Genomic DNA, 17,188 nt, shown 5'->3' with positions numbered 1-17,188 from the left:
CCGCAGGTAGACAGCCTGCCGTTTTCCAAAAAATGAAGGTATGGATGAGGGTCCCGACTTTAGCTCCGTAATCCGGCATGGTTTTGAAATGGCACCATATCCGTAACAGCCTTTGATCTCCCGTGGACGGAGGAAAACGGACCATTTTGGCCTTGCGAGGGCTGCCTCGTGACCCGTCTGCCACGAAATGGGCCTATCTACTACGTTTAAGCCGTCGCCCTCAACCATGGCAAATAATGCGAAATAAAAACCGCAGGTAAAACTCCTGTGGTTTTTCATGAAACGCGGTTATGGTCGGGGGTGCAGGACTAAACGTAGTAGATGGGCCGATTTCGTGGCGGGCGCCGTCAGCCGATCTCCGCGGGCGGAAGAAAACGGATCACTTTGGTCCTGCGAGGCTTGCGGAGGCATTCGTGCAGGGGCGCCCGAACAAAACTATGTCGGTTTACTACGATAAATTCGACATCCCCGACCATGACTGCATTTTTCCAAATATTGCAAGCGTTCTACCTGCGGTTTTGCAAGCTCGCAATTTGCTGTGGTTGAAGGTGGGCGATTCATCGTAGTAAACTGGCATCGTTTTGAAATGGCATTAAACCGGTAGCAGACATTTTGTTATGTCGGGGCGGTCGGTCTTCGGGCAACTACCCTCGCAGGTAGGCGATGGCGATTTGGGTGCGGTTGCGCAGGCCCATTTTGGCCAGGATTGAGCTGATGTGGTTTCGCACGGTGCCTTCGCCCATATAGGCGGTGGCCGCAATCTCCTTGTTATCGAGGCCGCGGGCAATGAGCTCGGCGACCTCGAACTCGCGGTCGGTCAGGCTGACGAAGGCCGCGGGCCGGCGGGTCGTGCCCACCTCGACGCCCGCCCCATCAAAGTTGATATCTTCGATCGCCTTACCCTCGAGCACGCGTTTACCGTCCATGACCTGGGCCAACGCCGGCGGGATGGCGGCGACATCGGTTTTGATCAGGTAGCCGCGGGCACCCAGTTTGAGCGCCGACACAATGTACTCGTCATCCGAGAATGTCGTCAGAAATACCACGCGCGCCGCAGGGTCGCGCTCAAGGATCTCGCGGGCCGCCGAAAGCCCGTCGCGCCCCGGCATCTGAATGTCGAGCAGCGCAATATCGGGTGCGTGTTCGGCATAAAGAGCCACTGCGTCGTTGCCGTCGGCGCCGGTACCCACCACCTCGATCTGCGGCTGGGCGCCCAGGATTATCTTGAGCGAATCGACCACCAAGCGGTCGTCGTCGACAACGATGAGCCTCATCGGCCCTCATCTCCTTGCTGTTTGGGAACGGTGGCAAACACACGCCAGCCGCCGGTGCCGGCGCGCGGGCCGGCGGTGAAGGTGCCGCCAAGCGCCTCGACGCGCTCGCGCATGGAGCCGAGCCCCATGCCCTCTGCGGTGCCGCGGCTGCTTGCTTGGACCCCGCCCGCGCCATCGTCGGTAACGATGAGCTGGTAAAACGACGGATGCTCCATGCATCGTACGGTGACAGTATGGGCGCAAGCATGGCGTATGGCGTTGGAAAGCGCCTCGCGCAGGACCGCCGTAAAGCAGTTGGCGACATTTGCGGGCGCATGCTCGGCCAAAACCTCAAGTTCAATCTGCGGCCCGCCATCTGAGCGCGCGCCCTCCACGATGCGCTCGAGCTGTACGGAGAGATTCGCCGCGTTGTCGTTGAGCGCGTGGACGCTCGAGCGCACGAGCTGAAGCGCTTCGTCCACGGTGCGCTTGACGTCAGCGAAGTCGGCGGCGACGCCGGGCTCGTTGGCGTGGACCACGCGTAGGGCCTCGGTTTGCAGCGAGGCGCGCGTGAGCTGGTGTCCCACGTTATCGTGGATCTCGCGTGCGATGCGGGCTCGCTCGGCGAGCGTTGCGAGCTCGACCTCGTAGTCCTGGCGGTCGGCAAGGTCGCGGTTGCGCGCCTCGAGCGCGAGGGCTCGCTCCTGCAGCTCGTCGCGGGTGCGACGCATGCGCTCCTGCTCGCGCTCTAGCTGAGCGGTGCGCAGAGACAGCAAGGTGGCGGCGACTGAAAGGATGGCGGTCAACAGCAGCGCACGGGTGGGAAGCGCGCCGGCGTGGGCATATGCGACGAGTGCGCAGACAAAGATGGCGCCGGCGCCCAGCGCGACCCAAACGTGTTCACGGCGCACGTATCGCGCGATGTCATAGAGGGCGAGGGGCGCAAACGGCACAAACGACGGCACAAAGACGGTCACCATAATGTAAGCGTAGCTCGCGGCCTCACCGGCGCGGCGGGCACGTTCGCCTTGCGCAATTTCCGTAAGCGAGGCGACTGCGACGCCAAGACAAAACGCCGCGACCAAGCAAGCATCCACAGCAAGGCCCAGAGCGGCCGCGATACAGCACGCCAGCACGATCGATTTGTCGAATAGCCTGTTCATACGGGTATTGTACGCGATGGTGCGCGCGACGATTGCTCAGGTGCCGCAACCGTGACATTCCTCCCGCCCGCCCCCGCCGCACTCGTGACAAAGCTCACTGGTGCGCGCCGCCCGCACCTGCGATGATGCAATCGTACCGGGCCGAAATCAACAGAAGGGCCACCTCATGACAGACATCGTCCGCGTCGAAAACCTCGTCAAGCGCTACGACGATCTTATCGCGCTCGACCACTTTAACCTGAGCATCGCCCCCGGCGAGATCTTTGGTCTGCTGGGCCCCAACGGCTCGGGCAAGACCACGTCCATCAACTGCATTCTGCAGCTGCTCGCCTACGACAAAGGCACCATCGAGTTGTTCGGCGAGCCCATGACGCCCGCCCGCTACGACCTCAAGCGCCGCATCGGCGTGGTGCCGCAGCAGGTGGCGGTGTTCGACGAGCTCACGGTGCGCGAGAACATCGACTATTTCTGCAGCCTTTACGTCAACGACCGCAAACGCCGTCGCGCGCTGGTCGACGAGGCGATTGACTTCGTCGGGCTGGGCGACTTTGCCAAGTTTCGCCCCGGCAAGCTCTCGGGCGGTCTGGCGCGTCGCCTCAACATCGCCTGCGGCATCGCGCACAAGCCCGAGCTCATCTTCTTCGACGAACCCACGGTGGCCGTCGACCCGCAGAGCCGAAACGCCATCCTGGAGGGCATCTGCCGCCTGCGCGACGAAGGCGCCACGGTGGTGTATACCAGCCATTACATGGAGGAAGTCGAGCAGATCTGCAGCCGCATCATGATCATGGACGGCGGGCGCGTGCTGGCGCAGGGCACCAACGACGAGCTCAAGCGCATGATTCAGATGGGTGAGCGCGTGACCGTCGAGGTCGGCGCCGTCGAGCTCGCCACGGTCGAGCGGCTGCGCGCCCTCGAGCACGTGCTTTCGGTTGAGCTTTCCGGCGGCGAGCTCGTCTGCACCTGCGAAGCGAGCCCGCACAATCTGGTTGACATCCTCGACACGCTGCGCGCCGCCGACGTTGCGCTCGGCCGCGTGTGGAGCGAGCCGCCGACCCTCAACGACGTATTCCTCGAGATCACCGGCCGCGAGCTGCGCGACTAGGGGGCGGCCATGTTCAACACCATTATCATTACGGTCAAGACGCTGCTGCGCCGGCCGAGCACGTGGGTTTGGGGCGCGATCTTTCCCGTCGCGCTTTCCACGATGTTCATGTTTATGTTTGCGAATCTGAGCTCCGACGGCACGGTCGACCCGGTGCCGGTGGCCGTCGTAGTGAATGAGGCCTGGGGCGCCTCGACCTTTAAGGACGTGGCGACGTCGCTTGCCAAGGAAGGCGACGACCAACTGCTCGAGATCCACGAGTGCGACGACGCAGTCGATGCGAACCGTGCTCTTAAGGCCGGCGAGGTCGCGGGCATCTATACGGTCGATGCCGCGGGCACGCCCAAACTCACGTTGCTTTCGAGCTATGACAGCTCGCGTGCGACGTCGGTGCTCACCGACCGCAGCATCCTGGAGACGGTGGCAAGCTCGTATACGCAAAATGCCGAGCTCATGCGCCAGATTGCCCAGGACAACCCGGCGGCGCTAGCCGACCCGGAGGCGGTTGCGCGCGCCCTGTCGCTCGAGGGCGGAACCCGCCGTGTGAGCCTGACGCGTGCCACGCCCGATGGCACGGTCATCTACTACTACGCGCTCTTTGGCCTGGTCGCGATGATGTCTGCCGAGTTTGCCGCCTTGAGCGTCGTCGACCTGCAGCCCAATCTGTCTGGCCTTGGTGCGCGTCGCTGCGTGGGCGGTCTTTCCAAGACGGCGTCGCTGGCCGGCATCTTTGTGGGCTCGTGGTTGGTCTCCTTTGCCTCGATGACGATTGCGATCGGCTACGTGCGCCTGGTCGTGGGCGTCGGCTTTGGCGGGCGCGAGGGGCTCTGCCTGGTGGGTGGCGCTGCCTCCGCGCTTGCCGCGACGGGTCTGGGCCTTTTTGTGGGCACGCTTCCCGTTAAGGGCGGCAAGGCGTCCAAGTCGGGCATCCTCACGGGCTTCGCCACCACGTGCGCCCTGTTCGCCGGCCTCTACGGCGAGCCGGCGATGGCGCTTGCCGACGACGTCGCCCGCGCCTGCCCGGCCGAGAGTTGGCTCAATCCCGTCAAGCTTATCTGCGACATGTTCAACCGCTTGTATTTCTTTGAGGACCTGGGCCCCTTTGCCGTTCGCGCTGGCGCGCTGGTCCTTATGGCGTTGCTGTTCGTTGCCGTCGCCACGCTGATCTTTGGAAGGAGCCGCTATGAGCACCTTTAAGACTGCGCTTCGCATGGCGCTGGCGCACCCGTTCTACCTGCTCATCTATACGGTGTTCATCTCACTCATGGGCGTATTCATCGCGGCATCGGTGAGCTGGAACTCGTCGCAGCTCACCGAGTACGAGCCCTACGACACCAACGTGATCGTGGTCGACCGCGACGACAGCGACCTTTCGCGTGCGCTTACCAAGCACCTGGGCTCGCGCTTTGATCTGGTCACGGGTATCGGCGAGGACACCTACGACCTTGCGGACGCGCTCTCCAAGAGCAACAGCGCCAAGGGCAGCGCCGACTGCGTGTTCTTTATCCCGGAGGGGTTTGAGGACGACCTCGTTGCAGCCGCCCGTGCGGGGGAGTCCCTGCCCAAGCTTGATGTGACCTATGGCGCCGGCACCATGGCGGCGGCGCTCTCGTCTGCCGAGGCCTCGCGCTGGATCTCGCTCGCGGGCGCTGCGGCCGCACTTGATCCTACTGCCTCCGACGGTGACGTCGCCAAGGCCGCCGAGCATGCCGCCGTCAAGCGCGCGGAGGTCGAGATTGAGCAGGTCAAGGTCGACTCGACAGCCGCCGCCACGCTTGAGTCGTACTTCAACTTTGGCACGTACGCGATTATCTCGTCGGTCATCGTATCGGTGGGGCTGGTGTTCTCGGGCATGAACAAGCCCGAGCGCGTGCGCCGCATGGAGGCCGGCCCAATCTCCGAGCGCCAGCGCTCCCTTGCCGTGTTTGCGGCCGCCGCCGTGCTCGCCGTCTGCATCTGGTTTGTGTCGAGCATGATGGGCGTCGTGGGCTTTGCCGGCGCGGTCGCCGAGGTCGGCGTAGGTCGTGTATGCCTGGCGCTGGCGGCAACGTTTGCCCTGGCGTGCACGCCGCTGGCCGTTGGCTTTGCGTTGTCGGGCTTGGGCGCGCGCGAGGAGCTGCTCAACGGTGTGGGTAACCTGCTCGGCATGCTCATGACGTTTTTGGGCGGCGCCTGGATGCCGCTGTCGCTGATGGGCCCGGCCGTGCAGACCGTAGCGCACTTTGTGCCGACATATTGGGTGAACGACGCGATCGGCAAGGCGCTCGCCGCGGACCTGACGTCCGCCGTGCTGGGAGACATCGCCTGCGATCTGGGCGTCACGGTGCTCTTTGCCGCGGCCATCGCCGCCGTAGGCCTAGCCCTCGCACGCGCCAAATCCCACGCCTAGCTACCTAGTCATTGGGTGCTCATTGGGGACAGACTTAAACGACCAAGAGTGGTCATTGGGGACAGACTTAAACGACTAGTCATCGGGGACAGTCTTTGCCGATTCGCCGGCTCGCCGGTCGGGTTGGCAAGGGCTGTCCCCAGCTGCCGGCAGGAAAGGAACGTCCCTAGCCGCCAGGTGGCGAGGCACTCATTTAAGTCCGTCCCCAATGAGTGGTTTCAGTCATTTAAGTCTGTCCCCAATAAGTCTGTCCCCAATGACTAGGCGCCGTACTTGACATTGACCCCGCTTTAACGGGTACCATCCTCTATGTCTGTAACGCCATATAGACCGAGGGGATATATATGACCGCAACTTCACCCGCAGCACCCGCTAAGGTGTACTTCACCAACTTGCGTACGCATGCTCGCGAGAGCCAGCTCGACAAGCTCAAGCGCCTCATCCGCCGCGCCGGTATTGAGCAGATCGACTTTGAGAACAAGTTCGTCGCTATCAAGATTCACTTTGGCGAGCTGGGCAACCTGAGCTTTTTGCGCCCCAACTACGCCCGCGCCGTCGCGGATGTCGTGAAGGAGCTGGGTGGCAAGCCCTTCCTCACCGACTGCAACACGCTCTATGTGGGTAGTCGCAAAAACGCGCTCGAGCACATCGATACCGCCTATCAGAACGGCTTTACCCCGTATGCCACGGGTTGCCAGATCATCATCGCCGACGGCCTTAAGGGCACCGACGAGGCGCTCGTCCCGGTCGAGGGCGGCGAGTACGTGCGCGAGGCCAAGATCGGCCAGGCGCTCATGGATGCCGATATCGTGATTAGCCTCACCCACTTTAAGGGCCATGAGCAGGCCGGTTTTGGCGGCGCCATGAAGAACTTGGGCATGGGAGGCGGTAGCCGTGCGGGCAAGATGGAGCAGCATGCCGCCGGCAAGCCGAACGTCGCGACCGAGCACTGCATTGGCTGCCGTGCCTGCGAAAAGATCTGCGCGCACAACGCTATCTCGTTCGACGACACCCGCGAGCGCGAGCTTGCCAGCGGCGCTACTCGCACGGTGCACGTGGCCGCCATCGACCACGATCGCTGCGTGGGCTGCGGACGCTGCATCGGCGTGTGCAACCAGGACGCCATCAAGCCCGTCTATGACGCCGCGGCCGACGTGCTCAACTGCAAGATCGCCGAGTACACCAAGGCCGTCGTCGACGGCCGCCCGAGCTTCCACATCTCGCTTGCCATGGATATCAGCCCCAACTGTGATTGCCATCCCGAAAACGATACGCCTATCGTCAACGATATCGGCATGTTCGCGAGCTTCGACCCGGTCGCCATCGACCAGGCCTGTGCCGATGCCGTCATGGCGTCCGAGCCGCTGCCCAACACCGAGCTCACCGATAGCGCGGCCAAGATGGAGCATAACCACGAGCATCTGGAGGGCGAGCAGGCGCGTGACCCCTTCTGCATCACGCATCCCGACACCGACTGGCGCGCGTGCATCGCGCACGCCGAGAAGATCGGCCTGGGCACGAGCAAGTACGAGCTCGTCGAGGTCAAATAGCGCCTAGCTATTGGACAATACAAGCGCCTTTGTGGCGTAATTCGGGCAAAAGCCGCCCGCGAGCACAGCGCTCGCGGGCGGCTTTCCGGAAGTATGCGGCAAATTTCGAGACCGCCGAGCACACGACATTTTTTGGCAACAAAACCCCTGATAAATTGTTGGTAAAACTGCAGTCTGCTCGGCAGTTCCAGATTTTGCCGCATACTTCCGAAGGCGGGAGCCAAAACGGTCCTCCAGCGCTGTAATCAACCATGATTGTTCGCCGTTGATGCGTCAACAAGAAAAGAATGGGTAAACAAGGGGTCACGTATGGTGCAAATTTCGCACGTACCCAGACGCTTTGATATAGTGTTGAGAACTCTTTACGTTGGAGGATGTAACCGGCATGTCCGATTCGAGCGACAGTTCTAAGCCGCGACCCAAGACCGCGGCCGTTCCACACTACACGGTGGGTGAGGAGATCATGAACTCCGTCACCCATGGTGTCGGTTGCCTGCTGGGCATCGCGGGCCTGGTGCTCCTGATCGTATTTGCCGCTCTTCGCGGCGGAGGCCCGGCTCACATGGCCGCGGCGATTGTCTATGGCGTCAGCATTATCCTCGAATACCTAGCCTCTACGCTCTACCACGCGATTCAGCCCGCACGCGCCAAGCGCGTGTTTCGCATCATCGACCACAGCTGCATCTACCTGCTCATAGCCGGCAGCTATACGCCGTTTTGCCTCATCACGCTCGCAAACGATGGCGGCCCTATGCTGTTCTTTGCCGTATGGGCCATCGCCATTATCGGCATCGCCCTCGAGTGCTTTATGCGCGAGCGTCAACCGCACTGGGTAAGCGGCCTGGTCTACCTGCTGATGGGCTGGCTCGTCGTCTTTAAGCTGCCCGAGCTCGTGTCGCTGCTCAACCCCGTGGCACTTGCCCTGCTCGCTGTCGGCGGCGTGTGCTACACCGTGGGCGTGCCGTTCTACATCGCTAAAAACGTGCGCTACCTGCACAGTGTGTTTCACTTGTGGGTGCTCGCCGGCAGTATCTTCCAGTTCATGGCGGTGATCCTCTTCGTAATCTAGCGATCACGTCTGTGCCTGCGGACCCATCCAAGCGGCCGCCGGACGCAACTGCCCTATCCGTTATCTACGCTTACTACCTAACGTCCCGAATCTTGGAGGTTCGAGAAACTCCCGATGGACATAACCATCTCCCTTATCACCACCCTCGTTTTGACCCTCATCAACGGCTACTTCTCTATGTCCGAGATGGCGCTCACCACGGCAAAGCGCGCCGTGCTGGAGCACGAGGCCGAGGAAGGCGACAAACGCGCCGAGCGCGCCGTTAAGCTGGCCGCCGACTCCGACCAGCTGCTCGCCACCATCCAGGTCGCCATCACGCTCGTGGGCTTTGCCTCGTCCGCCGTCGCCTCGACGAGCTTGTCCGACCCGCTCGCCACGTGGCTCATGAGCTTTGGCATCGCGCCGCTCTCTGCCATCGCGCGCGGACTGGCGCCGGTCATCATCACCGTTGCGGTCGCCTTCGTGTCCATCGTGATTGGCGAGCTTGTGCCCAAGCGCATTGGTCTGGCCAATGCCGAAGGCGTGTCCAAGCAGGTCGTGGGGCCGCTGTCGTTTTTCCAAAAGATCGCCCGTCCGCTCGTGTGGCTGACTGGTGCTTGCTCCGATGGTCTGGCCCGCATCCTGCGCATCAAGAGCGCCGACGATCGCCAAAACGTCTCGGAGGAAGAGATTAAGTACATGGTCTCGGAGCAGGACGACCTGCTCGACGAGGAAAAGCGTATGATCCACGAGATCTTCGACCTGGGCGATACCGTTGCCCGCGAGGTTATGGTGCCGCGCGTGGACACCACCATGTGCGAGGACGACGAGACGGTCGCCGACGTGCTGTCCACTATGCGCCAGACCGGCTTTAGCCGCATCCCCGTCTATCACGAAGATCCCGACAACGTGGCGGGCATCGCGCACATCAAGGACCTGATTCAGCCCTCGCTCGACGGCGAGGGCGACCAGCCCATCGCCGGTTATTTGCGCGACGCCACCTTTGTGCCCGACACCAAGGACATCCTGCCGCTGCTGTCCGAGATGCAGACTTCGCACGACCAGATCGTGGTGGTCGTGGACGAGTACGGCGGCACGGCTGGCATCATTACCATCGAGGACATCGTCGAGGAGATCGTGGGCGAGATCGAGGACGAGTTCGACCCCGACAACAAGTACCTCACGCGTCTTTCGCGCCGTGAGTGGCTCGTCGATGGGCGTTTTTCGTGCGATGATGCGATTGAGCTTGGTTGGCCGCTCGAGGAAAGCGATGATTATGAGACCATCGCCGGCTGGATTTTGGAACTTTGCGACTCGGTGCCCGACATCGGAGAGGTGTTTGAGGTTGCAGGGTACAAGTTCAAGGTGCAGTCGATGCGTGGCCAGCGCATCTCGCTTATTCGCGTGATCGCTCCGGCCGAAACCGATAAGAAGGATTCCGAGTCCTCGGCAGATAAGCCGGCGACGCCGGGCGCGGGCTCTGCGGGCCCGCACGACGGCGACGAGTAGGGCAAGGAAGAGTAGGGGAGAGTTATGGCAGGCCTGTTCAACATCCTTAAGGTCACCGTCAGCGAGGACAAGATCTGCGCGCATGTGCTGGTGAACCCCGGCATGCCGCTCATGACCTCGGAGGACATCGAGGCCACGGCGCGCGTGTACTATCTGGTGCCCGCGATTGCCAAGCACCTGTGCCTAGGCGATTCCGGTCGTGAATTCCAGGACTGCATGGGCCAGACCGAGCTTTGCCATCTGCTGGAGCACGTGACAGTGGAGCTCATGAACGAGACCGGTCTCGCCGGCAGCATTTCGTGCGGCCGTACCCGCGTAAGCGAGCACGATGAGCGTGTCTTTGAGGTTGAGCTTTCATGCCCCGATGACGCGCTGGCCATCGGCGCGCTGTCTTCGGCGACCTTTATGATGGACTGGGCCTATCTGCACGCCGACCAGCCTACCCCTGACGTGGAGGGCACGGTCGCGGGCCTGCGCAACCTGGTGCTGGGCATGCGCGCCGAGGCCGAGGGCAAGGATCCGCACGAGGCCATCGCCGCCGCAAACGCCGAGGACGGGGCCGAAGGCGAGGCTCCTGCCGATTCCGAACCCGGCGTCGAGGCAGCTGCTGAGGAAGCTGTCGAGTCCGAGCCCGCGGAGCCCCAGGGTGTCCCGAGCTTTGACGATGAGCTGCAGGAGGCAATCGATACCGAGGGCGCGACCGCCGAGAGCCACGAGGCCCCCGCTGCCGTCTACGGTGGCGCGGCGACGGTTCCGGCAGGCCCCGCACAGGAAGGTGCGCTTCCGCTCGTTGATGGCGCCGGCGAGGACCCGGCCGCCACGGTGGCCATGCCTGCCATGCCGCAGGAGTAGGCTCACTCGCTTATCACCATCATGTACCTGCGCTTTTACCGTACGCAGATGAGCGCGACGGCAAGTGTTGCGCTGCGGGTATAATGGACAGCATTCAAACGGTGGGCATCGAGGTGCCCGCAGGAGAGGAATGATCATGGGAAAGACTTTCAGCTTTGTTTCCGGTGCGCTCTTTGGCGCTGCCGCCGGCGCTATCATCGGCGTTGCTCTGGCCCCGCGCTCGGGTGCCGAGACCCGTGCCATGGCCGCCGATATCGCCAACGATGCCTGGGACAACATGCGCGACACCTACGAGCACGGTGCCGAGGAGGCTCGTGCCGCGGTCAACGACTTTGGTCCGATGGTCGACGCCAAGACCGATGACCTGCGCGCCAAGGTCGACCTGGCCCGCGAGCGCATGGACCAGCTTCGCGAGCAGCTCAACGACGCCATCTCGGGCGGCAACGTGACGCCCGCTGCCGACGTCGTGGTCGAGAACGTCACTGAGGCCGACACCGAGGCCACGGAGCCCTCGACCGAGGCATAATGCGCGCAGGGGATTTTGTCGGCGTCAAGGTTTATCGTAAGCCTGCCGAAGACAAGCGCACCAAAAAGGACGGCACGCCGCGCAGCCCCAAAAAGCTCGGCAAGATTCACTTTCCGGTCTTTACCCCGGGCGGTACGCGCGTGGTGGGCTTTATGGTTCGCCAGTCCGATATCGCGGGCATGATCGAGCGCCCCGATCGATTTGTGGCGCTCGATGCCATCGGCGTCTATGAGGGTGCTGTCGCGGTCGACGATGTCAAGGGCACCTACGATGCCGCCGCGGCCAAGCGCCTCGATATCAACCTGGACGATTGCATCATCTGGGTTGGCATGGACGTGCGCACGGAATCGGGCGACGTCGTGGGCTACTGCTCGGACGTTGAGTTCAAGCCGCGTTCGGGTATCGTGCAGACGTTCTACGTGACCGCCGGCACTGCCTCGAGTGTGCTGGTGGGCGACACACAGATGCCGCCGACGATGCTGCGCGGCTACGAGAACGGCGCGATGATTGTCTCGGACGAGGTCAAGTCGCTCGGGTATTCGGGCGGCGCGGCCGCCAAGGCTGCCGAGGCCAGTGTCGTGGTGGGCGATAAGGTCAAGAAGGGCGCCAAGGTGCTCGATGACAAGGGATCGGCCGCCGTGGACAAGGGCAGTCGCGCACTGGGCAAGCAGCTCGGCAAGACGCGCGGTATGTTCAAGGCCTTTAAGGACGAATATCAAAAGGCGAGCGGGGGCTCGTCAAAAGCTAGCAAATAGCGACGTACCAAATGACGGGGGGCGAGCCGGAGACATGTTGCTCCGGCTCGCTGTGTTTATGGGGGAGGGCACATGCGCCAAAACGGATCTAACTTAAACGGGCGCTCGGGTGCGTGTCCGACGGCGCGACGCGACCTGGGGCAGCTGCCCAGCGGTCAGCGTCGACGTCGCCGTAAACCCGGCGCGATGTACCTCAACCATAGCCGTGGGTTTAGCGATCGCAGCGCGCGCATCGGCAACGGGCGCTCACCGCGTCGACCGTCCCGCCTGCCCTATGCGCTCATCGCTGTCGGCTGTGCGCTCGTGCTATTTATCGCTGCCGTCGTGGGCTATGTCAATCGCAGCGTGGACATTGTGCTCAATGGGGAGCAGGCTTCGGTGCGCGTGGGCTCCACGTTGCAGAACCTTATCGATGATCAAGGCCTGACCGACACCTACGATGCCGGCGACTTGTTGGCTGTCGACGATAGCGTGCTTACCCGCCGTGGCGGCGAAAAGCTGTCGGTGAAGGTGGACGGCAAACGGGTGAAGCAGGGCAAGTGGAATAGCCGCGAGCTAACGGGCGGCGAGAAAGTGACGGTCAAAGACGGCCGCGACACGTACGAGAAGCACGAGGTCCAGGTCACGACCATTGAGCCCAAGTTGAAGGTCGAGGGCACGGGCGCTATCGAATACGTTAAAACCTGGGGCGTTCAGGGCCGCTCCGAGGTATGGGTCGGCGAGCAGTCGGGCAAGACGCAGGACCGCGGCGAGGTCGTGCCCGCCACCGACTGTGTAGTCGAGTGCGCGAGCGTAGCGCCCAAGGGCAACGAAAAGTACGTGGCCCTGACATTTGACGAGGGTCCGAGCGGCGCGACCAAGCAGGTCTTGCAGGTGCTCAAGGAAAAGGGCGTCACGGCGACGTTCTTCCTTTCGGGCGATGCTGCGGAAGCCTCGCCCGCTACTGCCAAAGCGATTGTCGATGCCGGATGCGAGATCGGCTCCAACAGCTACAGCGATGATTCGCTCAAGGGCGAGGATCGCGAGGCGGTGCGCAAGCAGATCACGAAGGGCACCGAGGCGATTAAGTCGGCGACCGGCGTCGAGACGATGTTGCTGCGTGCTCCCTACGCCGCGTTTGACGAGCAAAACTGGATCGATGCGATGGACCTGGTGTCTGCCGTGGTCTCGTGGAATGTCGATTCGGGCGACTGGCTGCTCAACGGCGCCGACGAACAGGTTTCGACAGTGCTCGAATCGGTGACTCCGGGCAACATTGTTTTGTTCACCGATAGCGACGAGTGCTCCGAACAGACGCTCGAAGCGCTGCCGCAGATCATCGATGGCCTTGTCGCCAAGGGCTACAAGATCGTGACGCTGAGCGATTTGGTGAAGACGGATACGTCGCTGAGCAAAAAACTCACCTCGCTAACGAAGACTTCCATGCCCAAGAACGCCGTGTTTCCCCAGCTCGCCGAAGATAACGACACCACAGACTAGTCATGGGGGACGTTCTTAAACGACTATGTCACGGATGCGTCAGCGTTTGGTATGCCTGCGATGTTTGGAGCATAAATTTGGCGTCACAGCGCGATGCTGATGCTATAGTTACTGCGGATAACAAGGGTCAAGAGAAAGGTTGCAGGTGAAATCCAAACCTCGACCATACAGTCGATGACCCCTTGCAGGTGCTTCTTGCGCATGCACGGGGTGTGAGCGCCGAGCGGTGTGCCGCCCGCGCATGCGTATACATATCTAAAAGTCCACGGATGGCGTGCCGGCATGGCCACGGTCCGAAGGAATAATGATGGGGAGCACCAGTGAATTATCTGAGTGAGATGCTCAAGCTGCCGGTCTTGGACGTCGATGGCGAAAAGCTCGGCGTTGTGAACGATTTTGGCATTGCTACCGGCGAAGTTTTTCCGCACGTGACGTCGCTCGCGTTCCGCGGTCCCGGCAAGACGCCGTTTATGATCAGCTGGCGAAAATGGGTCGACCGTATCGACGAGACGGGCGTATACCTTAAGACGTCGGCCACCGAAATCCGTTTTTCGTACCTGCAGCCGACCGAACTTTTGCTCGCGCGCGACGTGCTCAATAAACAAATCGTCGACACGCAGGGCATGAAGGTCGTGCGCGTAAACGACATCAAGTTTTCCATGTCGGGCGAAAATCAGCTGCGCCTGCTGGGTGCCGAAGTCGGTGCCCGCGGTCTGCTGCGTGCAATCAGCCCCGCTCTTGAACATGTCGTCGAGGGCTTTATGAAGCACCTGGGCAAACCGCTCGGCGAGGACATCATCGCCTGGTCCTACATGGACCTGCTCGATCGCTCGACTAAGAACATCCAGCTGTCGGTGTCGCATAAGACGCTCGGCGAGCTGCATCCTGCCGACATTGCCGACATTATCGAGCAGCTCGATCCTCGCCTGCGCGCGCAGGTGTTCGCGCAGCTCGACACCGCCCAGGCCGCCGAGGCCATCTCGGAGTTCGATGACGACGAGCTCATGACCGAGATGCTCGAGGGCCTGTCCGACACGGATGCGTCGTCGATGCTGGCCATGATGGACCCGGACGACGCCGCCGACCTGATCGACGAGCTCGATTACGAGAAGGCCGAGAAGCTCCTGCGCCTGATGGGCGTTCAGGAGGAGAAGGCGATTCGTAACCTGCTGGGCTATGAGGAAAACACTGCCGGCCGCATTATGACCTCGGAGTTTGTCTCCCTGCCTGCCACGGCGACGGTCGGTGACGCCATCGAGGCGATCCGCAAGCTCGACGAGGATTTCGAAAGCGTCTACTACGTCTATACCGAGGATCCGAGCGGTATGCTGACCGGCGTGCTCTCGCTGCGCACGTTGATCGTGGCCGACCGCGACGCCACGCTGGGCCAGCTGGCCTACCGCGACTTGGTTTATGTGTCGCCCGACGAGGACCAGGAAGACGTAACGGATGAGATGACCAAGTACGACCTGGTCGCCATCCCCGTCTGCGATGAGAACCGCCACATCTTGGGCATTGTGACCTTCGACGACGCCATGGACGTTATCGCCGAGGAGCACCAGGAGGACCTGCAGATCGCAGGCGTCGGCTCGGGCGATAGCGCGTCCGACGACTCGACGAATGTGCTCAGCTGGTTTGTGCATCGCCAGCACTGGGTTGTCGTGTGGGGCATTGCCTCGTGCATCATGGCGGCAGTGCTGGGGACGGCGCTGGGCTCCGCACATCTGGTGGTGTTCCCCATGTGCGCCATGCCGCTCGTGCTGCTGGCTGCCTCGCGTATGGTGTCGTTCGTCAAGAACTACTTCCTGGAGTACGACGGCCATGACGATGAACCCAAGCCGTATCTGGGATTCTTCTTCCAGAGCACGGGCATGGGCCTGATCCTGTCGCTCGTGACCTACCTGTGCGCTCAGCTGGTGCGCACCACGGCGTTCCCCGACGCGCCCATGCTTGAGGAGCAGCTCTTTACCGGCTGCTTTAACATCGCGGCCATCGTCTGCCTGATTGGCAACATGAGCGCTGTGATTTACCTGATGGTGCTGTTCTGGCGCGACGAGCACGACCTCAATACGTCGGGTACCGCCATGAACGTCATTGCCGTCATGATCTCGTGCGTGGCGTACTGTGCCGCTGCGGTGCTGCACACCATGTCGGTCATGGGTTAGGTGGTCGCGTGCAAAATAGCAAGCAAAAGCAGGGCACCAAGCAAAAGCTGACCATCGCGGCCATCTTTGGTGCCATGGGTCCTGGCCTTCTGGCGGCGCTTTCGGGCAATGACGCCGGCGGCATCGCCACGTATTCCAGCGCCGGTGCCAGCTATGGTTACAAGATGCTCTGGATGCTTCCCGTCATGACCGTGCTGCTCATCGTGACGCAGGAGACCGCGGCGCGTTGCGGCTGCGTGACGGGCAAGGGCCTGGCCTCGCTCATTCGCGAGCGCTTTGGCGTGCGCAGGAGTGTGTTGGCCATGGCGGCGCTACTGATTGCCAACACAGCCGTGACCATTTCGGAGTTTGCGGGTATCGCGAGCGGCCTTGCCCTCTTTGGCGTGCCGGCGAGCATCTCGGTGCCGCTTGTGGCGCTGATGGTTTGGATGCTTACCATGTCGGGTAGCTTCCAGCGCATCGAGAAGATTCTGTTGCTGGTGAGCTGCGTGTTTGTGACCTACATTGTCGCTGCAATTATGGCTGGTCCCAGTTGGGGCGAGGTGGCGGTCGATCTGGTTGTACCCAACATTCAAAATGACCCCAGCTACGTGTCGCTTGTGGTCGCGACGATCGGTACCACCATCGCGCCCTGGATGATTTTCCTGGCACAGAACAATGTGGTCGATAAGAATGCGGGCGAGGACGATATCGTGTTGCAGCGCATCGATACCGTGAGCGGCTCGATTGCCGCCGATGTCATTGCCGGTTTTATTATCATCACGACCGGTACGGTATTGTTCCCCTCGGGCATTCAGATTAGCGACGCTGCAGACGCTGCCCGCGCGCTGGAGCCCATTGCGGGCCAGTGGTCCACGGTGCTGTTTGCCTCGGGCCTGGTCGCGGCGAGCTTCTTGGCCGCCTGTGTGCTGCCGGGCGTTACGTCCAGCGCTATCTGCGAGGCGTTTGGCTGGGAACGCGGTGCCGATCGCAGCTGGGACGAGGCCCCGGTCTATCGCGGCATCATTACGGCAATCATTGGCATTTCTGCCGTGCTGGTGCTCATGCCCGGCGTCGACCTGTTCCAGATTATGATGACCTCGCAGGTCATCAACGGCGTGTTGCTGCCCGTGGTTCTGGTGTTTCAGGTGGTTATTGCCGCCGATCGACACATTATGGGCGCCAACCGCAACGGCCGTGTGTGGAATGTGCTCACTTGGGCGACTATCGGCGTTATTACGGTGCTGACGGTCGTCATGTTTGTTCTGCAAGCGATGGGTTACAGCGCGTAGCGCCTCTCTTGGACTCTAAACAGCCCGCCGCCATAGGCTGCGGCCTGTTTTTGTCTGCTATAGGGTGCTAGTTATATACCGATGTGCAGCTATAAAGCCGCCTCTGGGGTGAATTAACAGCCC

Annotated in this window: 14 protein-coding genes; 12 read left to right on the top strand and 2 right to left on the bottom strand. The window is 61.9% G+C overall.

Features of this window, described 5'->3' with window-relative positions:
- Positions 1-644: 644 nt before the first annotated feature.
- The gene (locus tag ACTQVX_RS03855; protein WP_441054772.1) at positions 645-1,274 is read right to left on the bottom strand and encodes a response regulator; all 630 of its coding nucleotides are present in this window, start codon (positions 1,272-1,274) and stop codon (positions 645-647) included.
- Positions 1,271-2,416: a sensor histidine kinase gene (locus ACTQVX_RS03850; protein WP_441560271.1), complete on the bottom strand. Its 1,146-nt coding sequence runs from the start codon at positions 2,414-2,416 to the stop codon at positions 1,271-1,273. Before ACTQVX_RS03850 ends, ACTQVX_RS03855 begins: the two co-directional genes overlap by 4 nt.
- A 166-nt stretch (positions 2,417-2,582) precedes the next feature.
- Between ACTQVX_RS03850 and ACTQVX_RS03845 the strand changes: the two genes are divergently transcribed.
- From ACTQVX_RS03845 to ACTQVX_RS03790, 12 genes are all read left to right on the top strand, one after another.
- Entirely contained in the window at positions 2,583-3,521 is a 939-nt protein-coding gene (locus ACTQVX_RS03845; RefSeq protein ID WP_441560269.1) for an ATP-binding cassette domain-containing protein, read from the top strand.
- A 9-nt stretch (positions 3,522-3,530) separates the two neighbouring features.
- On the top strand, positions 3,531-4,718 hold the full coding sequence (locus tag ACTQVX_RS03840; RefSeq protein WP_441560267.1) for an ABC transporter permease: 1,188 nt from the start codon (positions 3,531-3,533) through the stop codon (positions 4,716-4,718).
- Positions 4,705-5,910 carry an ABC transporter permease gene (locus ACTQVX_RS03835; protein ID WP_441560265.1) on the top strand — a complete coding sequence of 402 codons (1,206 nt, stop codon included), beginning with the start codon at positions 4,705-4,707 and terminating at the stop codon, positions 5,908-5,910. The genes ACTQVX_RS03840 and ACTQVX_RS03835 overlap by 14 nt, the downstream gene beginning before the upstream one ends.
- 344 nt (positions 5,911-6,254) lie before the next feature.
- A complete protein-coding gene (locus ACTQVX_RS03830; protein WP_441560263.1) occupies positions 6,255-7,460 on the top strand; it encodes a DUF362 domain-containing protein in 1,206 nt (401 codons plus the stop codon).
- A gap of 385 nt (positions 7,461-7,845) precedes the next feature.
- Complete coding sequence (trhA, locus tag ACTQVX_RS03825) at positions 7,846-8,529, top strand: PAQR family membrane homeostasis protein TrhA (RefSeq protein ID WP_427747617.1); 684 nt, start codon at positions 7,846-7,848, stop codon at positions 8,527-8,529.
- Positions 8,530-8,643: 114 nt separating this feature from the next.
- Complete coding sequence (locus tag ACTQVX_RS03820) at positions 8,644-10,017, top strand: hemolysin family protein (protein WP_154516597.1); 1,374 nt, start codon at positions 8,644-8,646, stop codon at positions 10,015-10,017.
- 24 nt (positions 10,018-10,041) lie between these two features.
- On the top strand, positions 10,042-10,869 hold the full coding sequence (locus ACTQVX_RS03815; RefSeq protein WP_441560261.1) for a cyanophycin synthetase family protein: 828 nt from the start codon (positions 10,042-10,044) through the stop codon (positions 10,867-10,869).
- A gap of 136 nt (positions 10,870-11,005) precedes the next feature.
- Entirely contained in the window at positions 11,006-11,395 is a 390-nt protein-coding gene (locus tag ACTQVX_RS03810; RefSeq protein ID WP_154516595.1) for a YtxH domain-containing protein, read from the top strand.
- Positions 11,395-12,150: a PRC-barrel domain containing protein gene (locus tag ACTQVX_RS03805; protein WP_154516592.1), complete on the top strand. Its 756-nt coding sequence runs from the start codon at positions 11,395-11,397 to the stop codon at positions 12,148-12,150. The genes ACTQVX_RS03810 and ACTQVX_RS03805 overlap by 1 nt, the downstream gene beginning before the upstream one ends.
- A 72-nt stretch (positions 12,151-12,222) precedes the next feature.
- On the top strand, positions 12,223-13,629 hold the full coding sequence (locus ACTQVX_RS03800; protein ID WP_441560259.1) for a polysaccharide deacetylase family protein: 1,407 nt from the start codon (positions 12,223-12,225) through the stop codon (positions 13,627-13,629).
- A gap of 320 nt (positions 13,630-13,949) precedes the next feature.
- Positions 13,950-15,794 (top strand): magnesium transporter, encoded by a 1,845-nt coding sequence (locus tag ACTQVX_RS03795; protein ID WP_441560257.1) that lies wholly within the window; start codon positions 13,950-13,952, stop codon positions 15,792-15,794.
- A gap of 74 nt (positions 15,795-15,868) precedes the next feature.
- Positions 15,869-17,065, top strand: coding sequence for an Nramp family divalent metal transporter (locus tag ACTQVX_RS03790; protein ID WP_441560306.1), 1,197 nt, complete (start codon positions 15,869-15,871; stop codon positions 17,063-17,065).
- The last annotated feature ends 123 nt before the right edge of the window (positions 17,066-17,188 follow it).

The sequence above is a fragment of the Collinsella sp. LCP19S3_A6 genome (assembly GCF_052122015.1).
Taxonomy (GTDB): Bacteria; Actinomycetota; Coriobacteriia; order Coriobacteriales; family Coriobacteriaceae; genus Collinsella.
Note: the sequence above shows the minus strand (reverse complement) of the source record. Positions and strands in the feature narration are given on the sequence as shown.